This window comes from Stenotrophomonas sp. FR012 (genome assembly GCF_047520565.2).
GTDB classification, from domain to species: domain Bacteria; phylum Pseudomonadota; class Gammaproteobacteria; order Xanthomonadales; family Xanthomonadaceae; genus Stenotrophomonas; species Stenotrophomonas sepilia.
Map to the genome: position 1 here is coordinate 45,540 of NZ_JAXBQL020000016.1, position 17,326 is coordinate 62,865.

A 17,326-nucleotide genomic window follows, 5' to 3' on the forward strand; every position below is an offset into this window, starting at 1 on the left:
GGTCTGCACGGTGCGGGTTCCCCTTGGTGTCTGTCTGTTGCGTTGGTTCGAAAGTGGTGTCTGTTTTCTGGCGCATCGGCGGGCGGCGTCAGCTGATCGTTCCGACCAGCTTCAGGCGCTTGTCCTCCGGCACCTCGCTGTAGGCCAGGACCGACAGCGACGGAACGCTGTGGCGGACCAGGCGGGCCAGCGCGGCGCGCACCGGGCCAGGTACCAGCACGACCGCGGGCTCGTTGCGGGCTTCCTGCTTGCTGACACATTCGGCCAGGCTCTGGTGCAGTCGCTCAGCGAGTCCGGGTTCCAGCGCGGCGCCGTTGCCCTGCGTGGACTCCTGCAAGACACGTTCCAATTGCGGGTTGAGGGTGAACACCGGCAGCTCCGCCGACATTCCGGCGATCTCCTGCACGATGAAGCGGCCCAGTGCGGTGCGCACCGCGGCGGTCAGCACGGCCGGGTCCTGGCTGGCGGGCGCATGTTCGACCAGCGCTTCGGCGATCTTGCGCAGCTGGCGGATCGGAATGCGCTCCACCAGCAGGTTCTGCAGCACGCGCACCACCGCCGACAGCGGCAGCGCCTTGGGCGTCAGATCTTCGACGAGCTTGGGCGCGCTCTTGGCCAGGTTGGCCAGCAGGTGCTGCACTTCTTCGTGGCCGAGCAGTTCCGGCGCGTGTTCGCGGATCAAGTGCGACAGATGGGTGGCGACCACGGTGGCCGGGTCGACCACCGTGTAGCCCAGCGTTTCGGCCTGGGCGCGCTGGTGCGGCTGGATCCAGGTGGCATCCAGGCCGAACGCGGGATCCTTGCCGGCAATGCCCTCCAGTGCGCCGAGCGCGCTGCCTGGATCCAGGGCCAGCTCGCGGTCGGGGTGGATCTCGGCGGTGGCCACCGGTACGCCGTGCACCAGCACGCGGTAGCCGTTGGCGGGCAATTCCAGGTTGTCGCGGATGTGCACCGACGGGATCAGGAAGCCGACATCCTGGGTCAGCTTGCGACGCACGCCCTTGATGCGCGCCATCAGTTCGCCGCCCTGGTTGCTGTCCACCAGCGGAATCAGCCGATAGCCGACCTCCAGGCCCAGCGGATCGACCGGGCGCAGTTCGTCCCAGCTCAGTTCGGCGGTGGGGGCCGCGGCGGCCGGGCGGCCGAGCGCAGTGAGCGCGGCGGCATCGGTGCCACTGCCTGTCGCATCGGCAGCCGGTGCCTTGGTCTTGCGATACAGCTTCCAGGCGATGAAGCCAAGGATCGAGGCCAGCGTCAGGAAAGCGACGTTGGGCATGCCCGGCACCAGGCCCACCAGGCCGATGATGCCGGCGGTGATCGCCAGCGCCCGGTACTGGCCGAACACCTGCCCGGTCATGGCCTGGGCCATGTCCTGCGAGCGCGAGGCGCGGGTGACCAGCATCGCCACCGCGCTGGAGACCAGCAGCGCCGGCAGCTGTGCCACCAGGCCGTCACCGATCGACAGCAGGGTATAGGTGGCGGCGGCTTCGCCGAACGGCATGCCATGCTGCAGCACGCCCACGGCCAGGCCGCCGAGCATGTTGATGAACAGGATCAGGATGCCGGCGATGGCGTCGCCGCGGATGAACTTGCTGGCACCGTCCATCGCACCGTAGAAGTCGGCTTCCTCGCGGACTTCCTCGCGGCGCAGCTTGGCTTCTTCACGCGTCAGCAAACCGGCGTTGAGGTCGGCGTCGATCGCCATCTGCTTGCCGGGCATCGCGTCCAGGATGAAGCGCGCGGTCACTTCCGAGACGCGGCCGGCGCCCTTGGTGATGACCACGAAGTTGATGATGGTCAGGATTGCGAACACCACGATGCCGACCGCGTAGTTGCCGCCGATCACGAATTCACCGAAGGCGGCGATGACCTTGCCCGCGGCATCGTGCCCGTTCTGGCCATTGAGCAGGATCACGCGGGTGGAGGCCACGTTCAGCGCCAGCCGCAGCATGGTCGTGATCAACAGCACGATCGGGAAGATGGTGAAATCCAGCGGGCGCTTCACATAGACCACCGCCAGCAGCACCATCAGCGAGATGGCGATGTTGAAGGTGAACAGCGCATCGAGGACAGGCGCGGCCAGTGGCACCACGACCATGGCCAGCAGGGCCAGCACGATCAGCGGCGCGCCAAGGCCCTGGCGGATCATTTCCAGGGCGCGGCGGGTGTTGAATCCGGTGGCGGGCTGGGCGCTCACGGGCGGTCTCCCTTGCCGAATTCATCCACCTGGATGTGCGGGGCGTCCGGCATCGGGCCAGTGCGCCAGGCGCGCAGCTGGTAGACGTAGGACAGGACCTGGGCGACGGCCGAATACAGTCTCACGGGAATTTCCTTTCCGAGTTGGCCTTCCCGATACAAGGCGCGTGCCAAAGGCGGGGCGGAGACGATCGCGACCTTGTTGCCGTCGGCCACTTCACGGATGCGCAGGGCGGTCTCGTCCACGCCCAGCGCGACCACGGTGGGGGCGTTCATGGCGCCGCCTTCGTACTTCAGGGCCACCGCGTAATGGGTGGGGTTGACCACCACCACGTCGGCGGTGGGTACCGCTTCCATCATCCGGCGGTTGGCCATCTGCTGCTGCAGCTGGCGGATGCGGCCCTTCACCTCGGGGCTGCCTTCGCTTTCCTTCATTTCCCGGCGCAGTTCTTCACGGGTCATCTTCAGCTTGCGCATCCAGTTCCAGCGCTGGTATGGGGCATCGATGGCGGCCAGCACCAGCATGGCGCCGGCGGTGGCCAGCAGCAGGCGCAGGGTGAAGCCGAGGCCGTCGGTGATGGCGGTCTCCAGCGGGTGGTGGATCAGCCCGCGCAGGGTGTCAAAGCCGGTCCAGACCACCAGCCCGGCGGCCACACCGACGAAGGCCACGCGCAGCAGCGACTTGGTGAACTCGGCAATCGCCTCTGGGCCATACAGGCGCTTGAGCCCGCTCATCGGGTTCATGCGGTTGATGTCAGGCAGCAACGCCTTCTGCGCCCAGCGCAGGCCGCCCATCACCAGCGGGGCGACGAAGCTGGCCAGCAGGCAGACCAGCACCAGCGGTGCGATCACCAGCATGAACTGCAACAGCAGGTCGCCGAAGTGGCCGAACAGTTCCTTCGGGTTCTGCCGCAGGCTCTGTTCCGGGCTGAGCGCCTGCTTCATCCAGGCCGTGGCGCCACGGCCGATCGAGCCGCTCATCGCCATCACCGCCAGCACACCGGCGCCGAACACGGCGGCGGTGCCGAGTTCGCGCGAGCGCGGCAGGTTGCCCTGTTCACGGGCGTCGCGCAGGCGTTTTTCGGTCGGTTGTTCGGTCTTTTCGCCGGCGGATTCGTTCTCGGACATCACAGGCACTGCGGCTGGGGTTGCCCAGGTGCGTGCAAGGACTGTTCCACGCTTGACGTGATGCTGCCGACGGCTGGTGTTGTAGGGCCGAGCCCACGCTCGGCTGCGGTTGGGTCCAGGCGAGAAGCGCAGCCGAGCGTCGGCTCGGCTCTACAGGAACGTGTCGCAGGAACTGTTGCGTGATGGGGGGCGCGCGGCCCGGTGTCAGCCGGGCGGGTGTTGCGGCGGTGGGCTCTGCGCCAGTTCCACCCGCGGCCGGGGCAGGTCGTGCAGCTGCATGAAGCGCGCCGCGTCGACCGGGCGGCCGAGCAGGTAGCCCTGCAGGAAATCGCAGCCCAGGCGCTCCAGGTAGGCGCGCTGGGCAGCGGTCTCCACGCCTTCGGCGACGATGTCCATGTCCAGGGCATGGCCCAGCGCCACGATCGCCGAGACGATCACCACGTCCTCCGCACTGTGTTCCAGGTCACGCACGAACGCGTGGTCGATCTTGATCTCCGTGGCGGGCAGCCGCTTCAGGTACAGCAGGCTGGAATAGCCGGTTCCGAAATCGTCGATGGAGATGCCCACGCCCAGCGCCGACAGCGCCTGCAGCAGGCGAAGGCTGGCATCGGTATCGCGCATGACCGTGCTTTCGGTGATCTCCAGCACCAGGTGGCGCGGGGCAATGCCATAGCGTTCGATCACTTCACGCACATCCTGCAGCAGGTGCGGCGAACTGAACTGCACCGGCGACAGGTTCACCGACATCGACCAGCCTTCATGCCCGGCGTCGCGCCAGCGCCGCAGCTGCTGGCAGGCCTGGTCCAGTGCCCAGCGACCGATCTCGTTGATCGCGCCGCTGCGTTCGGCCAGGCGGATGAAGCGGTCCGGTGGGATCAGTCCGTGCTCCGGGTGTTTCCAGCGGATCAGCGCTTCGGCACCGGCCACCTTCTGGGTGGCCACGCGGATCTTCGGCTGATAGTGCAGGAACAGGTGCTCGCTGCCGATCGCACGGCGCAGGTCGGCCAGCAGCCGGAACTGCTGCTCGGCACTGTCGTTCATCCAGTCGGCGAACAGCACGAAGGCGTTGCGTCCGGATTCCTTGGCCTGGTACATCGCCGCGTCGGCGAAGGCCATCAGTTGGCGCTCGCTGGCAGCGTGGTCGGGGCAGATCGCCACGCCGATGCTGGCGGTCACTTGAAGTTCGTTGTCCGGCAGCAACGGGCCGCTGCCCACCGCCTGCAGGATGCGCCGGGCGAGGGTGGGCAGATCCTCGTCGTGCTCGATGCGCACCACCAGCACGAATTCGTCGCCGCCCAGACGGGCCAGCATATCGTTGGGCCGGAGCAGCTGGCGGGTACGCTCGGCCACCGCCACCAGCAGTGCGTCGCCGGCCTGATGGCCGTAGGCATCATTGACCTGCTTGAATCCGTCCAGGTCCATGAACATCACCGCGAAACGGCTGCCGCCCTGTTCGGCTTCGGCCAGCGCCTGCACGATGCGCCGCTGCAGCAGCAGGCGGTTCGGCAGGCGGGTCAGCGGGTCGTGCAGTGCGGCCTGGGTCAATTCCTGCTGGGCATCGGTCAACGAGGTGCTCAGCATCGAGTTGCGAAGCCGCAGCAGCTGCGCCTCCACACGCTGGTCCAGCCACGAGACCACCAGCACCACCGCCAGGATCGCAACCGTCAACACCACCACCAGCATCGCCAGCCACTCGCTCTGCAGGCCATCACCGACCGCGGCGCCGCAGATGCTGCCTTCCGGGAAACGGGCGGCGGCCATGCCGGTGTAGTGCATGCCGACGATGGCCAGGCCGAGCAGGCCGGCGGCTGCCAACCGGTCACCGACGCGGGTGCGCTGCGCGCGCAGGCGGAACGCCACGTACAGCGCGGTCCACGAAGCGGCCACCGCCACCACCAGGGAGAGCAGCAGCCAGCCCGGGTCGTAGTCGATCCCGGGCTGCATGCGCATCGCTGCCATGCCGACGTAGTGCATGCCGGCAATGCCGGTGCCCATCAGCAGGGCACCACCGGCCAATCGAGGATGGGGCAGGGTACGCAGTGAGACCAGCCACAGTGCGAACACCGACGAGGCGATCGCCAGGGCCAGCGAGAGCAGGGTGATGGGCAGGTCGTAGCCCAGTGCAATGGGCAGATCGAAGGCCAGCATGCCGATGAAGTGCATCGACCAGACACCCAGGCCCATGGCGAATCCGCCCCCCAGGCGCCACCACCAGGCGGCTGCCCTGCCCGGGGCGGTGACCGTGCGCCCTGCCATGGCCAGCGCCGTGTACGACGCCATCACGGCGACCAGCAGTGAGATCGCCACCAGCCACGGGTTGTACGTGCCTACCAGCATTCGTCAGTCTCCCGGACCTGCCTGTCGACGGAAACCACGGTGGGGCATGCATGAGGCAGGCCGACGCAGGGCGCCGGCCAGGTGCGGCATCCCCCCGGTTGCCGCGCATTCACTCTAACGCGCAGACCGGGGGGGACTTCAAGCGGCAATACGTGAAATTGCGCCCCTGTAGAGCCGAGCCCATGCTCGGCTGCCGCTCCTGCCGAGGGCAGCCGAGCATGGGCTCGGCTCTACAGAAACAAATGCATGGCAAGCAATAGAACGTGATGACCGGGTCAGCGTGTGACCGCGTCCGCGGCCTGGAAGGCGGCGTCGAACAGGCGCTGTACCGGCGGCCCCATTTCCCCGGCCAGCAGCGCCAGGAGGAACAGGCCCAGCAGCAGCGAAACCGGCAGGCCCAGCTGGATCGGGTTCAGCGCAGGGGCGGCTCGCGCCAGGACACCGAAGGCCAGGTTCACCGCCAGCATCGCCACGGTCAGCGGGATGGCCAGGGTCAGCGCACCGCGCAGCACGGTCAGCAGGAAGGTCGGGGCGATGCTGAAGAAGGCATGGGGATCAGGCAGCGGGGCGCCAATCGGCAGCGCGCGATAGCTGTCCACCAGCAGCGAGATCAGCGCCAGGTGGCCGTTGGCGGTGAAGAACAGCAGCCCGAACAGCAGATAGAACCACTGTCCGATCACGCCGGAGGTACCACCGCGCAGCGGGTCGCTCATCTGCGCGAAGGCCAGGCCGGTGCCCTGCGCGATCAGTTCGCCCGCCATCGCACCGGCTTCGAACACCAGCCGCAGCAGGAAGCCGATGGATACGCCGATGGCCAGCTCGCGCGCGATGGTCAGCACCGTGGCGGCGTCGAAGCCGGTCCAGTCCGGCACCGGGGGCAGCAGCGGGGCCAGGGCGATGGCCAGGGTGCCAGCCAGCACCACGCGCACCCGTGACGGGACGGCGCGGGTCCCGACCATGGGCATGGCCATGGCCACAGCGCCGATGCGCAGCATGGTCCACAGTACGGTGCCGATCATGCCGAAGGCCTGAAGGCCGTCGGCAGCCATCTGGGTGGCGGCGTCCATCGAAGCGCGTGTCCTAGCCGATCAGGTGCGGAATTCGCTGGAACAGCAGCGTGGTGAATTCAACCAGGTGGCCGATCAGCAGGCTGCCCAGTGCGAACAGCACTGCGGTCAGCGCTGCAGCTTTGGCGACGAAGGCGATGGTCGGTTCATTGAGCTGGGTCGCGGCCTGCACGACACCAACCACCACGCCCACCACCAGTACGGTGAGCAGCAGCGGGCCGGCCACCCACAACACGGTGATCAGGCCGCCACGCAGTTCAGTCAAGGCAAGTTCGGGAGACATTCGGATTCCATCTGCTCATGTAGAGTCGAGCCCTGCTCGACTGCGCGTTACGGGGGATATCAGGCCGGATTGAAGCTCGCCGCCAACGTACCCACGGTCAGCACCCAGCCATCGACCAGCACGAACAGCAGGATCTTGAAGGGCGCCGATACCAGCATCGGCGACAGCATCATCATGCCCATCGACATCAGCACGCTGGCAACGACCAGGTCGATGATCACGAACGGGATGAAGATCAGGAATCCGATCTCGAAGGCGGTCTTCAGTTCACTGGTGACGAACGAAGCGACCAGCACCGGGAACGGGATCGCGTCGGGGCTGGCGTAGGTGCCATGCCCGGCGATGCCGGCAAAGGTCATCAGGTCGGTCTCGCGGATCTGTGCCAGCATGAAGCCGCGCAGCGGCTGCGTGGTCAGCGTCCATGCGGTCTGGAAGTCGATGTCGCCGTTGAGGTAGGGCGCCATGCCCGCGCTCCACGCCTTGTCCCAGGTCGGCATCATCACCATCGCGGTGAGGAACAGGGCCAGGCCCAGCAGCACCTGGTTGGACGGCGTCTGGCCGGTGCCCAGCGCCTGGCGCAGCAGGCCCAGCACGATGATGATGCGGGTGAACGAGGTCAGCACCAGCAGCATTGACGGGATCAGGGTGATCGCGGTCATCAGCAGCAGGGTCTGCAGCGGCAGGCTGACCGGCTGGCCGCCGATCTTGCCGACGTTGACGTCCGGCAGAGGGGTGGCCGGCGCGCCGGGCGCGGCCAACGCCAGCGCCGGCAACAGGCACAGGGCAAGCAACAGCAGCCACGGCATCAGGGTGGCAAGTCGGGTACGGGTGACACGCATGTCAGGGATCCTTGCGCAGCCGCTGCTGCAGCAGCTGGGCGAAATTCGGCAGGTTCTTGAAGTCCGGCACGCGCACCGGTGCCGGTGGCGGCAGCGGCTCGGGCAGGGTATGCAGGGTATTGATGCCGCCGGCGGTGACGCCCAGCAGCAGTTGCTGGCCATTGACCTCCACCACCACCACGCGCTCCTTGGCGCCGACACTGAGGCTGGCTACCAGCTTCATGCCTTCGGCCGGGCGGAAGCCGCTGCCAGGCATGCGCTTGAGCAGCCAGCCCAGGCCGATCACCAGGGCCAGCACCGCCAGCAGCGCCAGCACCGCACCGAACAGGCTGGGTGCGGCGGCCGCATGCTGGCCGACCTGCGGGCCGATCGGCGCGGCGGCCTTGCCGACCGCGAGCAGGGTGGAGGCCAGCAGGCTCAACGCAGTCTCCGGATACGCTCGCTGGGGCTGACCACGTCGGTCAGGCGCACGCCGAAGCGGTCGTTGATCACCACCACTTCGCCGTGGGCGATCAGGGTGCCGTTGACGAACACGTCCAGCGATTCGCCAGCACCGCGCTCCAGTTCCACCACCGAGCCCTGGTTGAGCTGCAGCAGGTTGCGGATCGGCAGGCGGGCACGACCGACTTCCAGCGACAGGGTCACCGGCACATCGAGGATCACGTCCAGGTTCAGGTCCGGACCATTCGCCTCATCGGCCTGCAGGCTGCTGAACTGGGCCGGGGTCGGTTCGAGGGCGTCGATATCGTTCATTGCGGGTCTTCCTGGATGACGGGTACGCGCGGGCGGGTGCCCGGCGGATGGGTAGCGGTGATCTTCACGGCGTTCATGCCGTTGGCGATGCCGAACTCGCCGGTGAACACGGGGATGTTCTCCACGCATAGCGGCACCTGCGGGCTGAGCTCGATCGGCAGGATGTCGCCGACCTTCAGCTGGGTCAGGTCGCGCAGGGTCATGCGCTTGCTGGCCAGCACGCTGGACAGGGTGACTTCGGCGACGTTGAGCTGCTCACGCAGGGTCTTGCCCCAGCTCTCGTCGCGGTCGTTGCGGTCGCTCTGGATGCCGGCGTCGAGCAGTTCGCGGATCGGTTCCAGCATCGAGTAGGGCAGGGTGACGTGGATGTCGCCGCCGCCACCGTCGAGCTCGACGTGCAGGCGGCACACCACCACATATTCGCGCGGGGTCACGATGTTGGCGAAATGCGGGTTGATCTCCGAGTTGATGTACTCGAAGTCGACATCCATCACCGGTGCCCACGCTTCGCGCAGATCGGCGAAGGTCTGCTTCAACAGCAGGTGGATCACCCGCATTTCAGTAGCCGTGAACTCGCGGCCCTCGATGCGGGTGGGGTAGCGCCCGTCGCCGCCGAAGAAATTGTCGACGATGGCGAACACCAGGGTCGGCTCGAACACGATCAGGCCGGTGCCGCGCAGTGGCTTGAAGCGGATCAGGTTCAGGTTGGTCGGTACATACAGCGAGTGCATGTAGTCGTTGAACTTGATCAGTTCGATGCCGCGCACCGACAGTTCGGCCGAGCGGCGGATCAGGTTGAACAGGCCGATCCGCCACAGGCGCGCGAAGCGCTCATGGACCATTTCCAGGGTCGGCATGCGACCACGGATGATGCGGTCCTGGCTGGCGAAGTCGTACGAGCGCGCTTCGCCTGACGGGGGTTCCGCATCGGTCTCGACCGCGCCACTGTCCACGCCGTGGAGCAGGGCATCGATCTCGTCCTGGGACAGCAGATCATTCATCGGTGGGCCCTTACTGGGTCACGAAGCTGGTGAACAGCAGATCGTCGGCGCCGTTGCTGCCGGTCTCGGCCTTGAGTACCTTCTGCACCTCGGCCAATGAGGCGGCCTGCAGCTTCTGCTTGCCGGCGACATCGGCGATCTGGTCCGGGCTGACCTGCGAGAACAGCATCAGCAGGCGCGCACGGATGGCCGGGGCGTGGGTCTTGATCGCTTCCAGCGCGGCCGGGTCGCGGGTCATCAGCTGGACCTCCAGCTGCAGGTAACGCGGGCCGTCGACCGGGCCATTGAGGTTGACCACGAAGGCCGGGTCCAGCGCGAAGTACTGTGCCGGGGCTGGGGTCGCGCTCTTCTTCGGCGCCTGCGCGGTCTTCTCTTCATGCTTGGACTGGGTGAAGAACCACACGCCGCCACCGGCGGCAGCGGCGGCCAGTACGGCCACCAGCGCGGTGATCAGGATCGGACTACGCGGCTTGGCGGCCTTGTCCTTCTCTGCGGTCTTCTTGGTTTTGTCAGCGGCTGCGGCCACGGGTGAAGCTCCTGAGGGTTGCTTCACCGGGATATGCAAGGGGCGTGCCGAAGGCCGGGCAGCGGGACGCGACGGAATTCCGTCAGGGTGTGGGTGGGGCCGAGCGGAGCAAGCTCCGCACCCACCAACGCGATACCGGTGGGTGCGGCTCTATTGCCCGGCTGCCCTGGTGGGTGCCGACCGCTCTGCGCTGGTGGGTGCCGACCCTGGTCGGCACGGCTGTCAGGCGTAGGCGTCCAGCAGTCCGCGCTGGCGGATCAACTGCGCCGACGACACGCTGGCATCGCCCGGCGTCGGTTCTCCGTCGCCGATGATGCCGCTGCCACCGGGCTGGCCCGGCGCATTGCCCTCACCACCCGGGGACTGGTGGCCGACATCGGCGTGGGCCAGCTGGAAGCCCTGTTCGCCCAGCAGCTCGCGCAGGCGCGGCAGGCTGCTTTCCAGCGCTTGCCGCACGTCCACGTGCGGGCTGCTGAAGCTGGCATGCACCTTGTCGCCGTTCAACTGCAGGCGCACGTCGACCGGGCCCATGTCGTCCGGGCTCAGGCGGATGTGGGCGTGGCCGATCTTCTGGTCGGCCAGCCAACCCAGGCGTGCGCCGATGGCCTGGTCGAAGCCATCGTCACCCAGCACGGGTTTCGGCGTCGGCTCGCCATTGAAGATCGCATTGCCGGCGGCGAGCGCCGCCTTGAGGTCCTGTACGGCGGCTGCTGCCGGGGCGTGCAGTAGGGGTGTGCTGGCGCGGTCGCCAACGGCGGCCACGTCACTGCCTTCGCCGCGCTCGCTGCGCTTGCCGGGCAGGATCATCTCCGGCAGTGGCAGCGCCGTGGCATCGTCCGCACTGGTCGCCGCCGGTTTGGCGTCAGCCGCCACTGGGGTTGTGGTGGCCGTCGCCGGTGCGTCTGCAGGCAGTGTCGGGTTCGTGGCGGGGGCAGCAGCAGGCAGCGCGCTACCGTCGCTGGCCAGCGCCGGTGCAGCGGTGGTCGGCAGAGCAGCGGCCGGATCGGCAGGCATCGGCATCGCCAGCACCAGGCCGGCCAGGCCGGGCGGTGGCCACGGGGCGTCCTCGGTCGGGGCGGGCTTGTTCTTTTCGGTGCCGGGTCCAGCCGGGGTCACGGCAACGGGCGGCAGCGACGGCGTTTCAGCAGTTGCCGCTTCGGCGTCCGCGGTGCGTTCACCCGGTGCCTGGCCATTGCTGTCGGCGGTCGATGGTTGGCTCGGCGTGGATGGCATCGGTGTCGTGGCGCTCCCGGCTGGCGTGGGTGCAGACGGTGCGCCGCCCTGCAGCAGCTGGCTGAAGTCCTTTCCGCCTTCGCTGCGCGAGGCGCGTGCGGCACTGTTGCTGGTGGCGGGCGTGGCCGTGTTGGCGCTGCTGGCGAGCGGGGCGGGCATCACGAGCGGCCTCCCTGCTCGGCGCCGTCCTGGTCTTCGGCCTGCACCAGGCGTGCACGCCGTGCACCAATGTCGTCCATCTCGCGCTGGTCGCGGCGGTCGGTCACCACCTTTTCCTGCGCCCGGTAGCTGGCGGCCAGCTGCTCCAGCACCGCCTTGTCACGGCTGGCCAGGATCAGGCGCGCGCGCTCGGCCTCCACTTTCTCGCGGTTGCCATTGACCGTGGCCTGCTGCTGCTCGACCGCGCTGTCCAGTCGATCGAGGAAGGCGCGGCGGTTGAGCAACTGTGCCGGGCTGGTCGCCGCCATCTGTGCGTTGGCGTACTCCTCGGCATAGCGGCGCAGTTCGTCCAGTCGCGAAAGATGGGTGTCGAGCACGCGCTGGCGTTCGGCCAGGTCGCGGGCGACTGCGTCCTCATGTTCCTGGGCTCGCTTGAGCAGGGGATCGATGCGCTTGGACTGGTTCATGGCTTAACTCTCTTGTTCCACCAGGCGCTGCAGCGCCGCCTGGCTGTGCGGGAGATCTGCGGCCTTGGCAACGTCCTGGCCGAGGAACTCCATGATTTCCGGCCAGCGTTCCAGGGCTTCGTCGGTGGCCGCGTCGTTGCCGCGCTGGTAAGCACCGATCGCGATCAGGTCCCGGTTGGCCGAGTAGGCCGAGACCAGTCGCTTCAACTTGCGGATGCGCAGGCGCCACGGTTCGTCGGCGATTTCCGTGACCACGCGGCTGACCGACGACTCGACGTCGATGGCCGGGTACAAGCCGCTGTCGGCCACGCGGCGCGAGAGCAGGATGTGGCCGTCGAGGATCGCGCGCGCGGCATCGGCGATCGGATCCTGCGGATCATCGCCTTCGGTCAGCACCGTGTAGAACGCGGTGATCGAGCCACGGCCCTTGGCGCCATTGCCGGCGCGTTCGACCAGTGCCGGCAGCTTGGCGAACACCGACGGCGGATAGCCGCGGGTGGTCGGCGGTTCGCCGACCGACAGGCCGATCTCGCGCTGCGCCTGAGCAAAGCGGGTCAGCGAGTCCATCAGTAGCAGCACGTTCAGGCCCTGGTCGCGGAACCACTCGGCAATGGCGGTGGCGCGGTAGGCACCATGCAGACGCGCCAGCGGCGGCCGGTCGGCAGGGCTGGCGACCACCACGGCGCGGCGCAGGCCTTCCTCGCCCAGCGTGGTCTCGACGAAATCGCGCACTTCGCGGCCGCGTTCACCGATCAGGCCGACCACGATCACGTCGGCGGCGGTGTAGCGGGTCATCATGCCCAGCAGCGTCGACTTGCCGACGCCGGATCCGGCGAACAGGCCGACGCGCTGGCCGCGGCCGATCGGCAGCAGCGCGTTGATCGCGCGCACGCCCACGTCCAGCGGCTGGGTGATCGGTTCACGCGCCAGCGGATTGATCGACACGCCGGCCATGCCAACATGGCCCTCGGCGCGGATCGGGCCCTTGCCATCCAGCGGCACGCCGTCGCTGTCGATGACGCGGCCGAGCAGGCCTTCGCCCACTTCCACGCCGCCCCGGCGCGCCGATGGCACCACCCGGGCATTGGGCAGCAGGCCATGCAGTTCGGCGCTGGGCATCAGGTAGGTGCGCTCGCCGGCAAAGCCGACCACTTCTGCATCGACCCAGCCACCGTCGACCACTTCCACCTTGCAGCTGGCACCCAGCGGCGCTTCGCAGCCGACCGCTTCCAGGGTGAGCCCGACCGCACGGCGCAACACGCCCTCGCGGATCAGGCCGCGACCATGCGCGGTGTCCACGCGCAGGCCATCCAGGCGCCGCGCCAGGCGCAGGTTGCGGGCTACGGCCCAGTCGGCCGGCGGCGGAGTGGTTTGTGGTCCGGCACTCATGCCGTCGCTCCGGTCTGGCGGATCACCGCATCCAGCGCACCGCGCAGGCGGGCTTCCAGGGTGCCGTCGATGCGCACGGCTTCGGCGTGCACGCGCAGGTCGCCACGGCTGAGGCTGGTATCCGGTACCAGGCGCTGCGTCGGCGAAAGATTCAACAGCGGGGCGAGGGCAGCGATGTCATCCGGATGCAGCCGCACTTCCACCTCGCGGGTGCTGCCGCCCACGGCGTCGATCGCTTCGCCGACCAGCTGCGCCAGCAGTGCCGGCTCGGCTTCGTAGGCGCGGCCGACCAGTGCGCCGGCGATGCGCACCGCCAGTTCGCCGAGGGCGCCGACCACTTCGTTCTCCAGCCGCACCAGCGGCCGGCTGAAGTTGTCCAGGATCCCTTCGATCTGTGCGGCGAGGCGACGTACTTCGGCCTGGCCCTGGCCGTAGCCGTCGGCATGGCCCTGTTCGAACCCTTCCTTCTCGGCGCTGTCCTGGATCGCCTGGATCTCTTCAAGGGTCGGCAGCTGCAGCGGCGGCTCCGGATCGTGTTCCGGATCCGGCTCGGTGAGTTCGAAAGCACCCTCCTGCTCCAGTACCGGTTCGGGCTGGGCCAGCAGGTCCGGGGCAAGCCAGCGCACGACGTTGCTCACAGCATGGCCTCCGCGCTGCCACCGATGGTGACGGTGCCTTCATCGGCCATGCGCTTGACGATCGCCAGGATCTCGCGCTGTGCGCCTTCCACGTCGGACAGGCGCACCGGGCCGCGGGCTTCCATGTCCTCCAGCAGGATCTCGGCCGCGCGCTGCGACATGTTGCGGGTGATCTTGTCGCGCACCTTGATGTCGGCGCCGCGCAGGGCCAGGCCCAGGCGCTCGCCGCTCACCTCGCGCAGCACCAGCTGCATCTCGCGATCGTCCAGGTCGACCAGGTCGTCGAACACGAACATCAGGTCCTGGATGCGGTTGCTCAACGGCGCATCGATGCGCGCGATTTCGCCCAGGATTGCCTGGTCCTGGCCGCTGTCCATGAAGTTCAGGATGTTGGCCGCGCACTGCACGCCGCCGATGTTCGACGACTTCAGGTTCTGGTTGCCGGCGAACTGGCGCTCCATGATCTCGTTGAGTTCATTGAGCGCGTTCGGCGGAATACCGTCGAGGGTGGCGATGCGCAGCAGCACATCCACGCGGGTACGGTCCGGCAGCAGCTTCAGCGCGTCGGCGGCCTGGTCGGTTTCCAGGTGCGCCATCACGATGGCGATGATCTGCGGGTGCTCGTTGCGCACCAGGTCGGCCACTGCACGCGGGTCCATCCACTTCAGCGCGTCCAGGCCGGTGGTGTTGCGGCCGAGCAGGATGCGGTCGATCAGGTTGCCGGCCTTCTCGCTGCCCAGCGCCTGCACCAGCATGTTGCGGATGTAGTCATCCGAGCCCACGCCCAGCGAGGTCTTCGAGCCCAGTTCCTGGCCGAACTGGTCCATCACCCGCTCCACCTGCTCGCGGGTGATGTCGGTCATGGTGGCCATGGCGATGCCGATCTTCTGTACTTCCTTGGGTTCCATGTGGCGCAGCACTTCGGCCGCATCCAGCTCACCCAGCGAAAGCAGCAGCACGGCCGCGCGCTGTACTCCGGTCAGTTGTGCCTCAGTCATTGGCCACCCAGCCTTTGACCACCTGGGCCACGCGCTTGGAGTCGGTCTTCACGGCTTCACGCGCCATCCGCAGTCGTTCCTCATATGAATCCACCGGCAGTGCGAGCGCATCCGGTCCGCCCAGGCTTGCCCGGTCGGTGCCCAGCGCTGGCAGCGCAATGCCATCGTCATCGACCAGCTGCACATCCGCCGTATGCGGCTCCAGCGCCTGCTCGTCTGCCTTCCTGCTCTGGCCGGTGATCGCGCGCAGCGCCGGACGCAGCACGCCGAACAGCAGCGCCAGCACCACCACCGCGCCCAGCAGCATGCGGCCGGCATCGTGCACCCACGGCAGCTCCCACCAGGCCGGGCCTTGTTCGGGCGTGGTCTCGCGCACGAACGGGGCATTCATCACCGACACGGTGTCGCCACGCTCGGCGTTGAAGCCGACGGCCTGCTTGACCAGCGCCTCGACGCGGGTCAGTTCGGCGGCCGACAGCGGCTGCGGGCTCATCTTGCCGTTGGCGCCGGCGCGCGGCACGTTGTCCACCAGCACCGCCACCGACACGCGCTTGATGCGGCCGGCCGGCTGGCGGGTGTGCTGCAGGGTGCGGTCCAGCTCGTAGTTGCGGGTGGCGTTCTTGCTGCTTTCGGTCGGGGTCTGCGCGGTGGCCGGCGCGGCCTGCTGGCCCGGCGGACTGTTGCTGGTTGCACCCGGCACGCCCTGCGGACCCGGCGTGCTGGTGGTGTTCTCGCTCATCTGCTCGCTGCGCAGCTTCTGCGGTTCACCGTTGTAGAGCTCACGGGCTTCCTCGGTCACCGAGAAGTCCATGTCCACGCTCACTTCCGGGTTGACGCGGCCGGGGCCGGTCATCGGCTCCAGCAGCTCGCGGATGCGCTGGTTGAACGAGGTTTCCTGGCGCCGCACCTGCTCGAACTGCGCGGCGTTGACCGCCGCCTCGCTGTTCGGGTCGGTGATGCTGAGCATGCGCCCGCTCTGGTCGACCACGGTCACCCGTTCCGGCGCCAGGTCCGGAATGCTGGCCGCGACCATGTGCACGATGGCGTCCACCTGGCTGCGTTCCAGCTGCTGGCCGCCCCGCAGTTCCAGGGTGACCGAGGCGCTGGCCACGTCACGCTGGCGGGTGAAGGCGCTGGGCTTGGGAATGGCCAGATGCACGCGTGAATCACGTACCGGGCGCAGCGTGTTGATGGTGCGCGACAGCTCGGTTTCCAGCGCGTGCTGGTAGCGCGCGCTTTCCACGAACTGGCTGACGCCGAAGCCCGGGTCGCGTTCCATCAGCTCGAAGCCGAGCTTGCCACTGTCGGTCAGGCCGGAGCCGGCCAGCTTCAGGCGGGCGTCGTGCAGGTTCTTTTCCGGCACGGTGATGCCACCGGTGGCCGGATCGAGCGCGAACGGAATCTGCGCGGCGCGCAGCAGGTCGGTCGCCTCAGCGGTCGCCTTCTGGTCCAGGCCGGTGTACAGCGGGACCATGCCCGGCTTCTGTGACCAGAAGAACACGGACAGGCCTGCCGCCACCGCCACCGCGATCATCGCCATCAGGCCCAGCCGACGGGTGATCTGCAGACTCTGCAGGCGGTCGAACCATTGCCCGGCCTTCTCGGCGTTCAGGCTGTCCTTGGAGAGCGTCAGTGCCATGCGTCAATGTTCCTTACAGCGGCATGTTCATCACGTCCTGGTAGGCCTGGACGAGACGGTTGCGGACTTCCACGGTGGCGCGGAAGGCGATCTGGGACTGCTGCGAGGCGACCATCACCTTGGCCAGGTCGGCGCTGGGGTCGCCCATTTCAAAGGCCTTGGCGAGGGCGCCGGACTTCTGCTGCGCATCGTTGACGCCGGCAATCGCACCACGCAGGGTTTCGGTGAAGCTGGCCGGCTGGGCCTGCGGCGCGTCCAGCACCGTGCCCGGCAGGGCGTTGCTGCGCGGCGTTTCGCCCAGCGGGTTGAGCGCCGGCTGCCCCATCTGGGTCTGATAGGAGCGGATCTGCGAAAGGATCGAAGTGACGGAGTGGGACATCTGCAACGGTTCCAGAAACAGGGATGGGGTTGTCTGCTGGAACCAGTGCAAGTGCCGTGCCGAAACCGGTTTTCGATTCAGTGAAGTGAGGGTTGTGGGTGTGCTGGCAGGGCTGCGCCCTGCACCCGCCGAATCAACGTCAACGTCAACGGCGGGCTATCCGTGGGGTGGCGGGCTGGGTCCGGCGACAGGTGGCCGCGATCTGTTGAAACCTGCTACTGATGGTGGGTGCCGACCGTTGGTCGGCACGGGGTCGGATCCCGTTGCAACGCAACGGGCTCTGACCCCATTGAA

Annotated in this window: 17 protein-coding genes; all 17 read right to left on the bottom strand. The window is 67.9% G+C overall.

Features of this window, described 5'->3' with window-relative positions; genetic code table 11:
* Nucleotides 1-88: 88 nt before the first annotated feature.
* Nucleotides 89-2,149, bottom strand: a complete 2,061-nt coding sequence (gene flhA, locus ACM0O9_RS18330; RefSeq protein ID WP_171974417.1) for a flagellar biosynthesis protein FlhA — start codon at nt 2,147-2,149, stop codon at nt 89-91.
* Between the two features lie 44 nt (nt 2,150-2,193).
* Entirely contained in the window at nt 2,194-3,324 is a 1,131-nt protein-coding gene (gene flhB, locus ACM0O9_RS18335; RefSeq protein ID WP_414604167.1) for a flagellar biosynthesis protein FlhB, read from the bottom strand.
* Between the two features lie 204 nt (nt 3,325-3,528).
* Nucleotides 3,529-5,661 carry a putative bifunctional diguanylate cyclase/phosphodiesterase gene (locus ACM0O9_RS18340; protein WP_414604168.1) on the bottom strand — a complete coding sequence of 711 codons (2,133 nt, stop codon included), beginning with the start codon at nt 5,659-5,661 and terminating at the stop codon, nt 3,529-3,531.
* Between the two features lie 275 nt (nt 5,662-5,936).
* Nucleotides 5,937-6,728 (bottom strand): flagellar biosynthetic protein FliR, encoded by a 792-nt coding sequence (gene fliR / locus ACM0O9_RS18345; protein ID WP_049460577.1) that lies wholly within the window; start codon nt 6,726-6,728, stop codon nt 5,937-5,939.
* Nucleotides 6,729-6,741: 13 nt separating this feature from the next.
* On the bottom strand, nt 6,742-7,011 hold the full coding sequence (locus tag ACM0O9_RS18350; protein ID WP_005413254.1) for a flagellar biosynthetic protein FliQ: 270 nt from the start codon (nt 7,009-7,011) through the stop codon (nt 6,742-6,744).
* Nucleotides 7,012-7,070: 59 nt separating this feature from the next.
* Nucleotides 7,071-7,850, bottom strand: a complete 780-nt coding sequence (gene fliP / locus ACM0O9_RS18355; protein ID WP_049460579.1) for a flagellar type III secretion system pore protein FliP — start codon at nt 7,848-7,850, stop codon at nt 7,071-7,073.
* A 1-nt stretch (nt 7,851) separates the two neighbouring features.
* Nucleotides 7,852-8,250, bottom strand: coding sequence for a flagellar biosynthetic protein FliO (gene fliO, locus ACM0O9_RS18360; protein ID WP_171956126.1), 399 nt, complete (start codon nt 8,248-8,250; stop codon nt 7,852-7,854).
* 17 nt (nt 8,251-8,267) lie between these two features.
* Nucleotides 8,268-8,603 carry a flagellar motor switch protein FliN gene (gene fliN / locus ACM0O9_RS18365; RefSeq protein ID WP_005409543.1) on the bottom strand — a complete coding sequence of 112 codons (336 nt, stop codon included), beginning with the start codon at nt 8,601-8,603 and terminating at the stop codon, nt 8,268-8,270.
* The gene (fliM, locus tag ACM0O9_RS18370) at nt 8,600-9,604 is read right to left on the bottom strand and encodes a flagellar motor switch protein FliM (protein ID WP_005416434.1); all 1,005 of its coding nucleotides are present in this window, start codon (nt 9,602-9,604) and stop codon (nt 8,600-8,602) included. Before fliM ends, fliN begins: the two co-directional genes overlap by 4 nt.
* Nucleotides 9,605-9,614: 10 nt before the next feature.
* Nucleotides 9,615-10,130, bottom strand: a complete 516-nt coding sequence (locus tag ACM0O9_RS18375; RefSeq protein WP_005416435.1) for a flagellar basal body-associated FliL family protein — start codon at nt 10,128-10,130, stop codon at nt 9,615-9,617.
* Nucleotides 10,131-10,352: 222 nt separating this feature from the next.
* Nucleotides 10,353-11,522, bottom strand: coding sequence for a flagellar hook-length control protein FliK (locus ACM0O9_RS18380; RefSeq protein WP_065184900.1), 1,170 nt, complete (start codon nt 11,520-11,522; stop codon nt 10,353-10,355).
* A complete protein-coding gene (gene fliJ, locus ACM0O9_RS18385; protein WP_005416437.1) occupies nt 11,522-11,989 on the bottom strand; it encodes a flagellar export protein FliJ in 468 nt (155 codons plus the stop codon). Before fliJ ends, ACM0O9_RS18380 begins: the two co-directional genes overlap by 1 nt.
* 3 nt (nt 11,990-11,992) lie before the next feature.
* Entirely contained in the window at nt 11,993-13,378 is a 1,386-nt protein-coding gene (locus ACM0O9_RS18390) for a FliI/YscN family ATPase (protein WP_065178546.1), read from the bottom strand.
* Entirely contained in the window at nt 13,375-14,016 is a 642-nt protein-coding gene (locus ACM0O9_RS18395) for a FliH/SctL family protein (RefSeq protein WP_065184898.1), read from the bottom strand. The genes ACM0O9_RS18390 and ACM0O9_RS18395 overlap by 4 nt, the downstream gene beginning before the upstream one ends.
* Nucleotides 14,013-14,999: a flagellar motor switch protein FliG gene (gene fliG / locus ACM0O9_RS18400; RefSeq protein WP_024958226.1), complete on the bottom strand. Its 987-nt coding sequence runs from the start codon at nt 14,997-14,999 to the stop codon at nt 14,013-14,015. The genes ACM0O9_RS18395 and fliG overlap by 4 nt, the downstream gene beginning before the upstream one ends.
* Nucleotides 15,000-15,006: 7 nt before the next feature.
* Nucleotides 15,007-16,653, bottom strand: coding sequence for a flagellar basal-body MS-ring/collar protein FliF (gene fliF, locus ACM0O9_RS18405; protein ID WP_049412900.1), 1,647 nt, complete (start codon nt 16,651-16,653; stop codon nt 15,007-15,009).
* Nucleotides 16,654-16,666: 13 nt separating this feature from the next.
* Nucleotides 16,667-17,032, bottom strand: a complete 366-nt coding sequence (gene fliE / locus ACM0O9_RS18410) for a flagellar hook-basal body complex protein FliE (protein ID WP_005409552.1) — start codon at nt 17,030-17,032, stop codon at nt 16,667-16,669.
* Between the last annotated feature and the right edge of the window lie 294 nt (nt 17,033-17,326).

What these genes read in the sequence shown, in the direction of transcription:
- flhA (WP_171974417.1), bottom strand. Translation starts at nt 2,149, where the DNA reads ATGATCCGCCAGGGCCTTGGCGCGCCGCTGATCGTGCTGGCCCTGCTG.
- flhB (WP_414604167.1), bottom strand. Translation starts at nt 3,324, where the DNA reads ATGTCCGAGAACGAATCCGCCGGCGAAAAGACCGAACAACCGACCGAA.
- ACM0O9_RS18340 (WP_414604168.1), bottom strand. Translation starts at nt 5,661, where the DNA reads ATGCTGGTAGGCACGTACAACCCGTGGCTGGTGGCGATCTCACTGCTG.
- fliR (WP_049460577.1), bottom strand. Translation starts at nt 6,728, where the DNA reads ATGGACGCCGCCACCCAGATGGCTGCCGACGGCCTTCAGGCCTTCGGC.
- ACM0O9_RS18350 (WP_005413254.1), bottom strand. Translation starts at nt 7,011, where the DNA reads ATGTCTCCCGAACTTGCCTTGACTGAACTGCGTGGCGGCCTGATCACC.
- fliP (WP_049460579.1), bottom strand. Translation starts at nt 7,850, where the DNA reads ATGCGTGTCACCCGTACCCGACTTGCCACCCTGATGCCGTGGCTGCTG.
- fliN (WP_005409543.1), bottom strand. Translation starts at nt 8,603, where the DNA reads ATGAACGATATCGACGCCCTCGAACCGACCCCGGCCCAGTTCAGCAGC.
- fliM (WP_005416434.1), bottom strand. Translation starts at nt 9,604, where the DNA reads ATGAATGATCTGCTGTCCCAGGACGAGATCGATGCCCTGCTCCACGGC.
- ACM0O9_RS18380 (WP_065184900.1), bottom strand. Translation starts at nt 11,522, where the DNA reads ATGCCCGCCCCGCTCGCCAGCAGCGCCAACACGGCCACGCCCGCCACC.
- fliJ (WP_005416437.1), bottom strand. Translation starts at nt 11,989, where the DNA reads ATGAACCAGTCCAAGCGCATCGATCCCCTGCTCAAGCGAGCCCAGGAA.
- ACM0O9_RS18390 (WP_065178546.1), bottom strand. Translation starts at nt 13,378, where the DNA reads ATGAGTGCCGGACCACAAACCACTCCGCCGCCGGCCGACTGGGCCGTA.
- fliF (WP_049412900.1), bottom strand. Translation starts at nt 16,653, where the DNA reads ATGGCACTGACGCTCTCCAAGGACAGCCTGAACGCCGAGAAGGCCGGG.
- fliE (WP_005409552.1), bottom strand. Translation starts at nt 17,032, where the DNA reads ATGTCCCACTCCGTCACTTCGATCCTTTCGCAGATCCGCTCCTATCAG.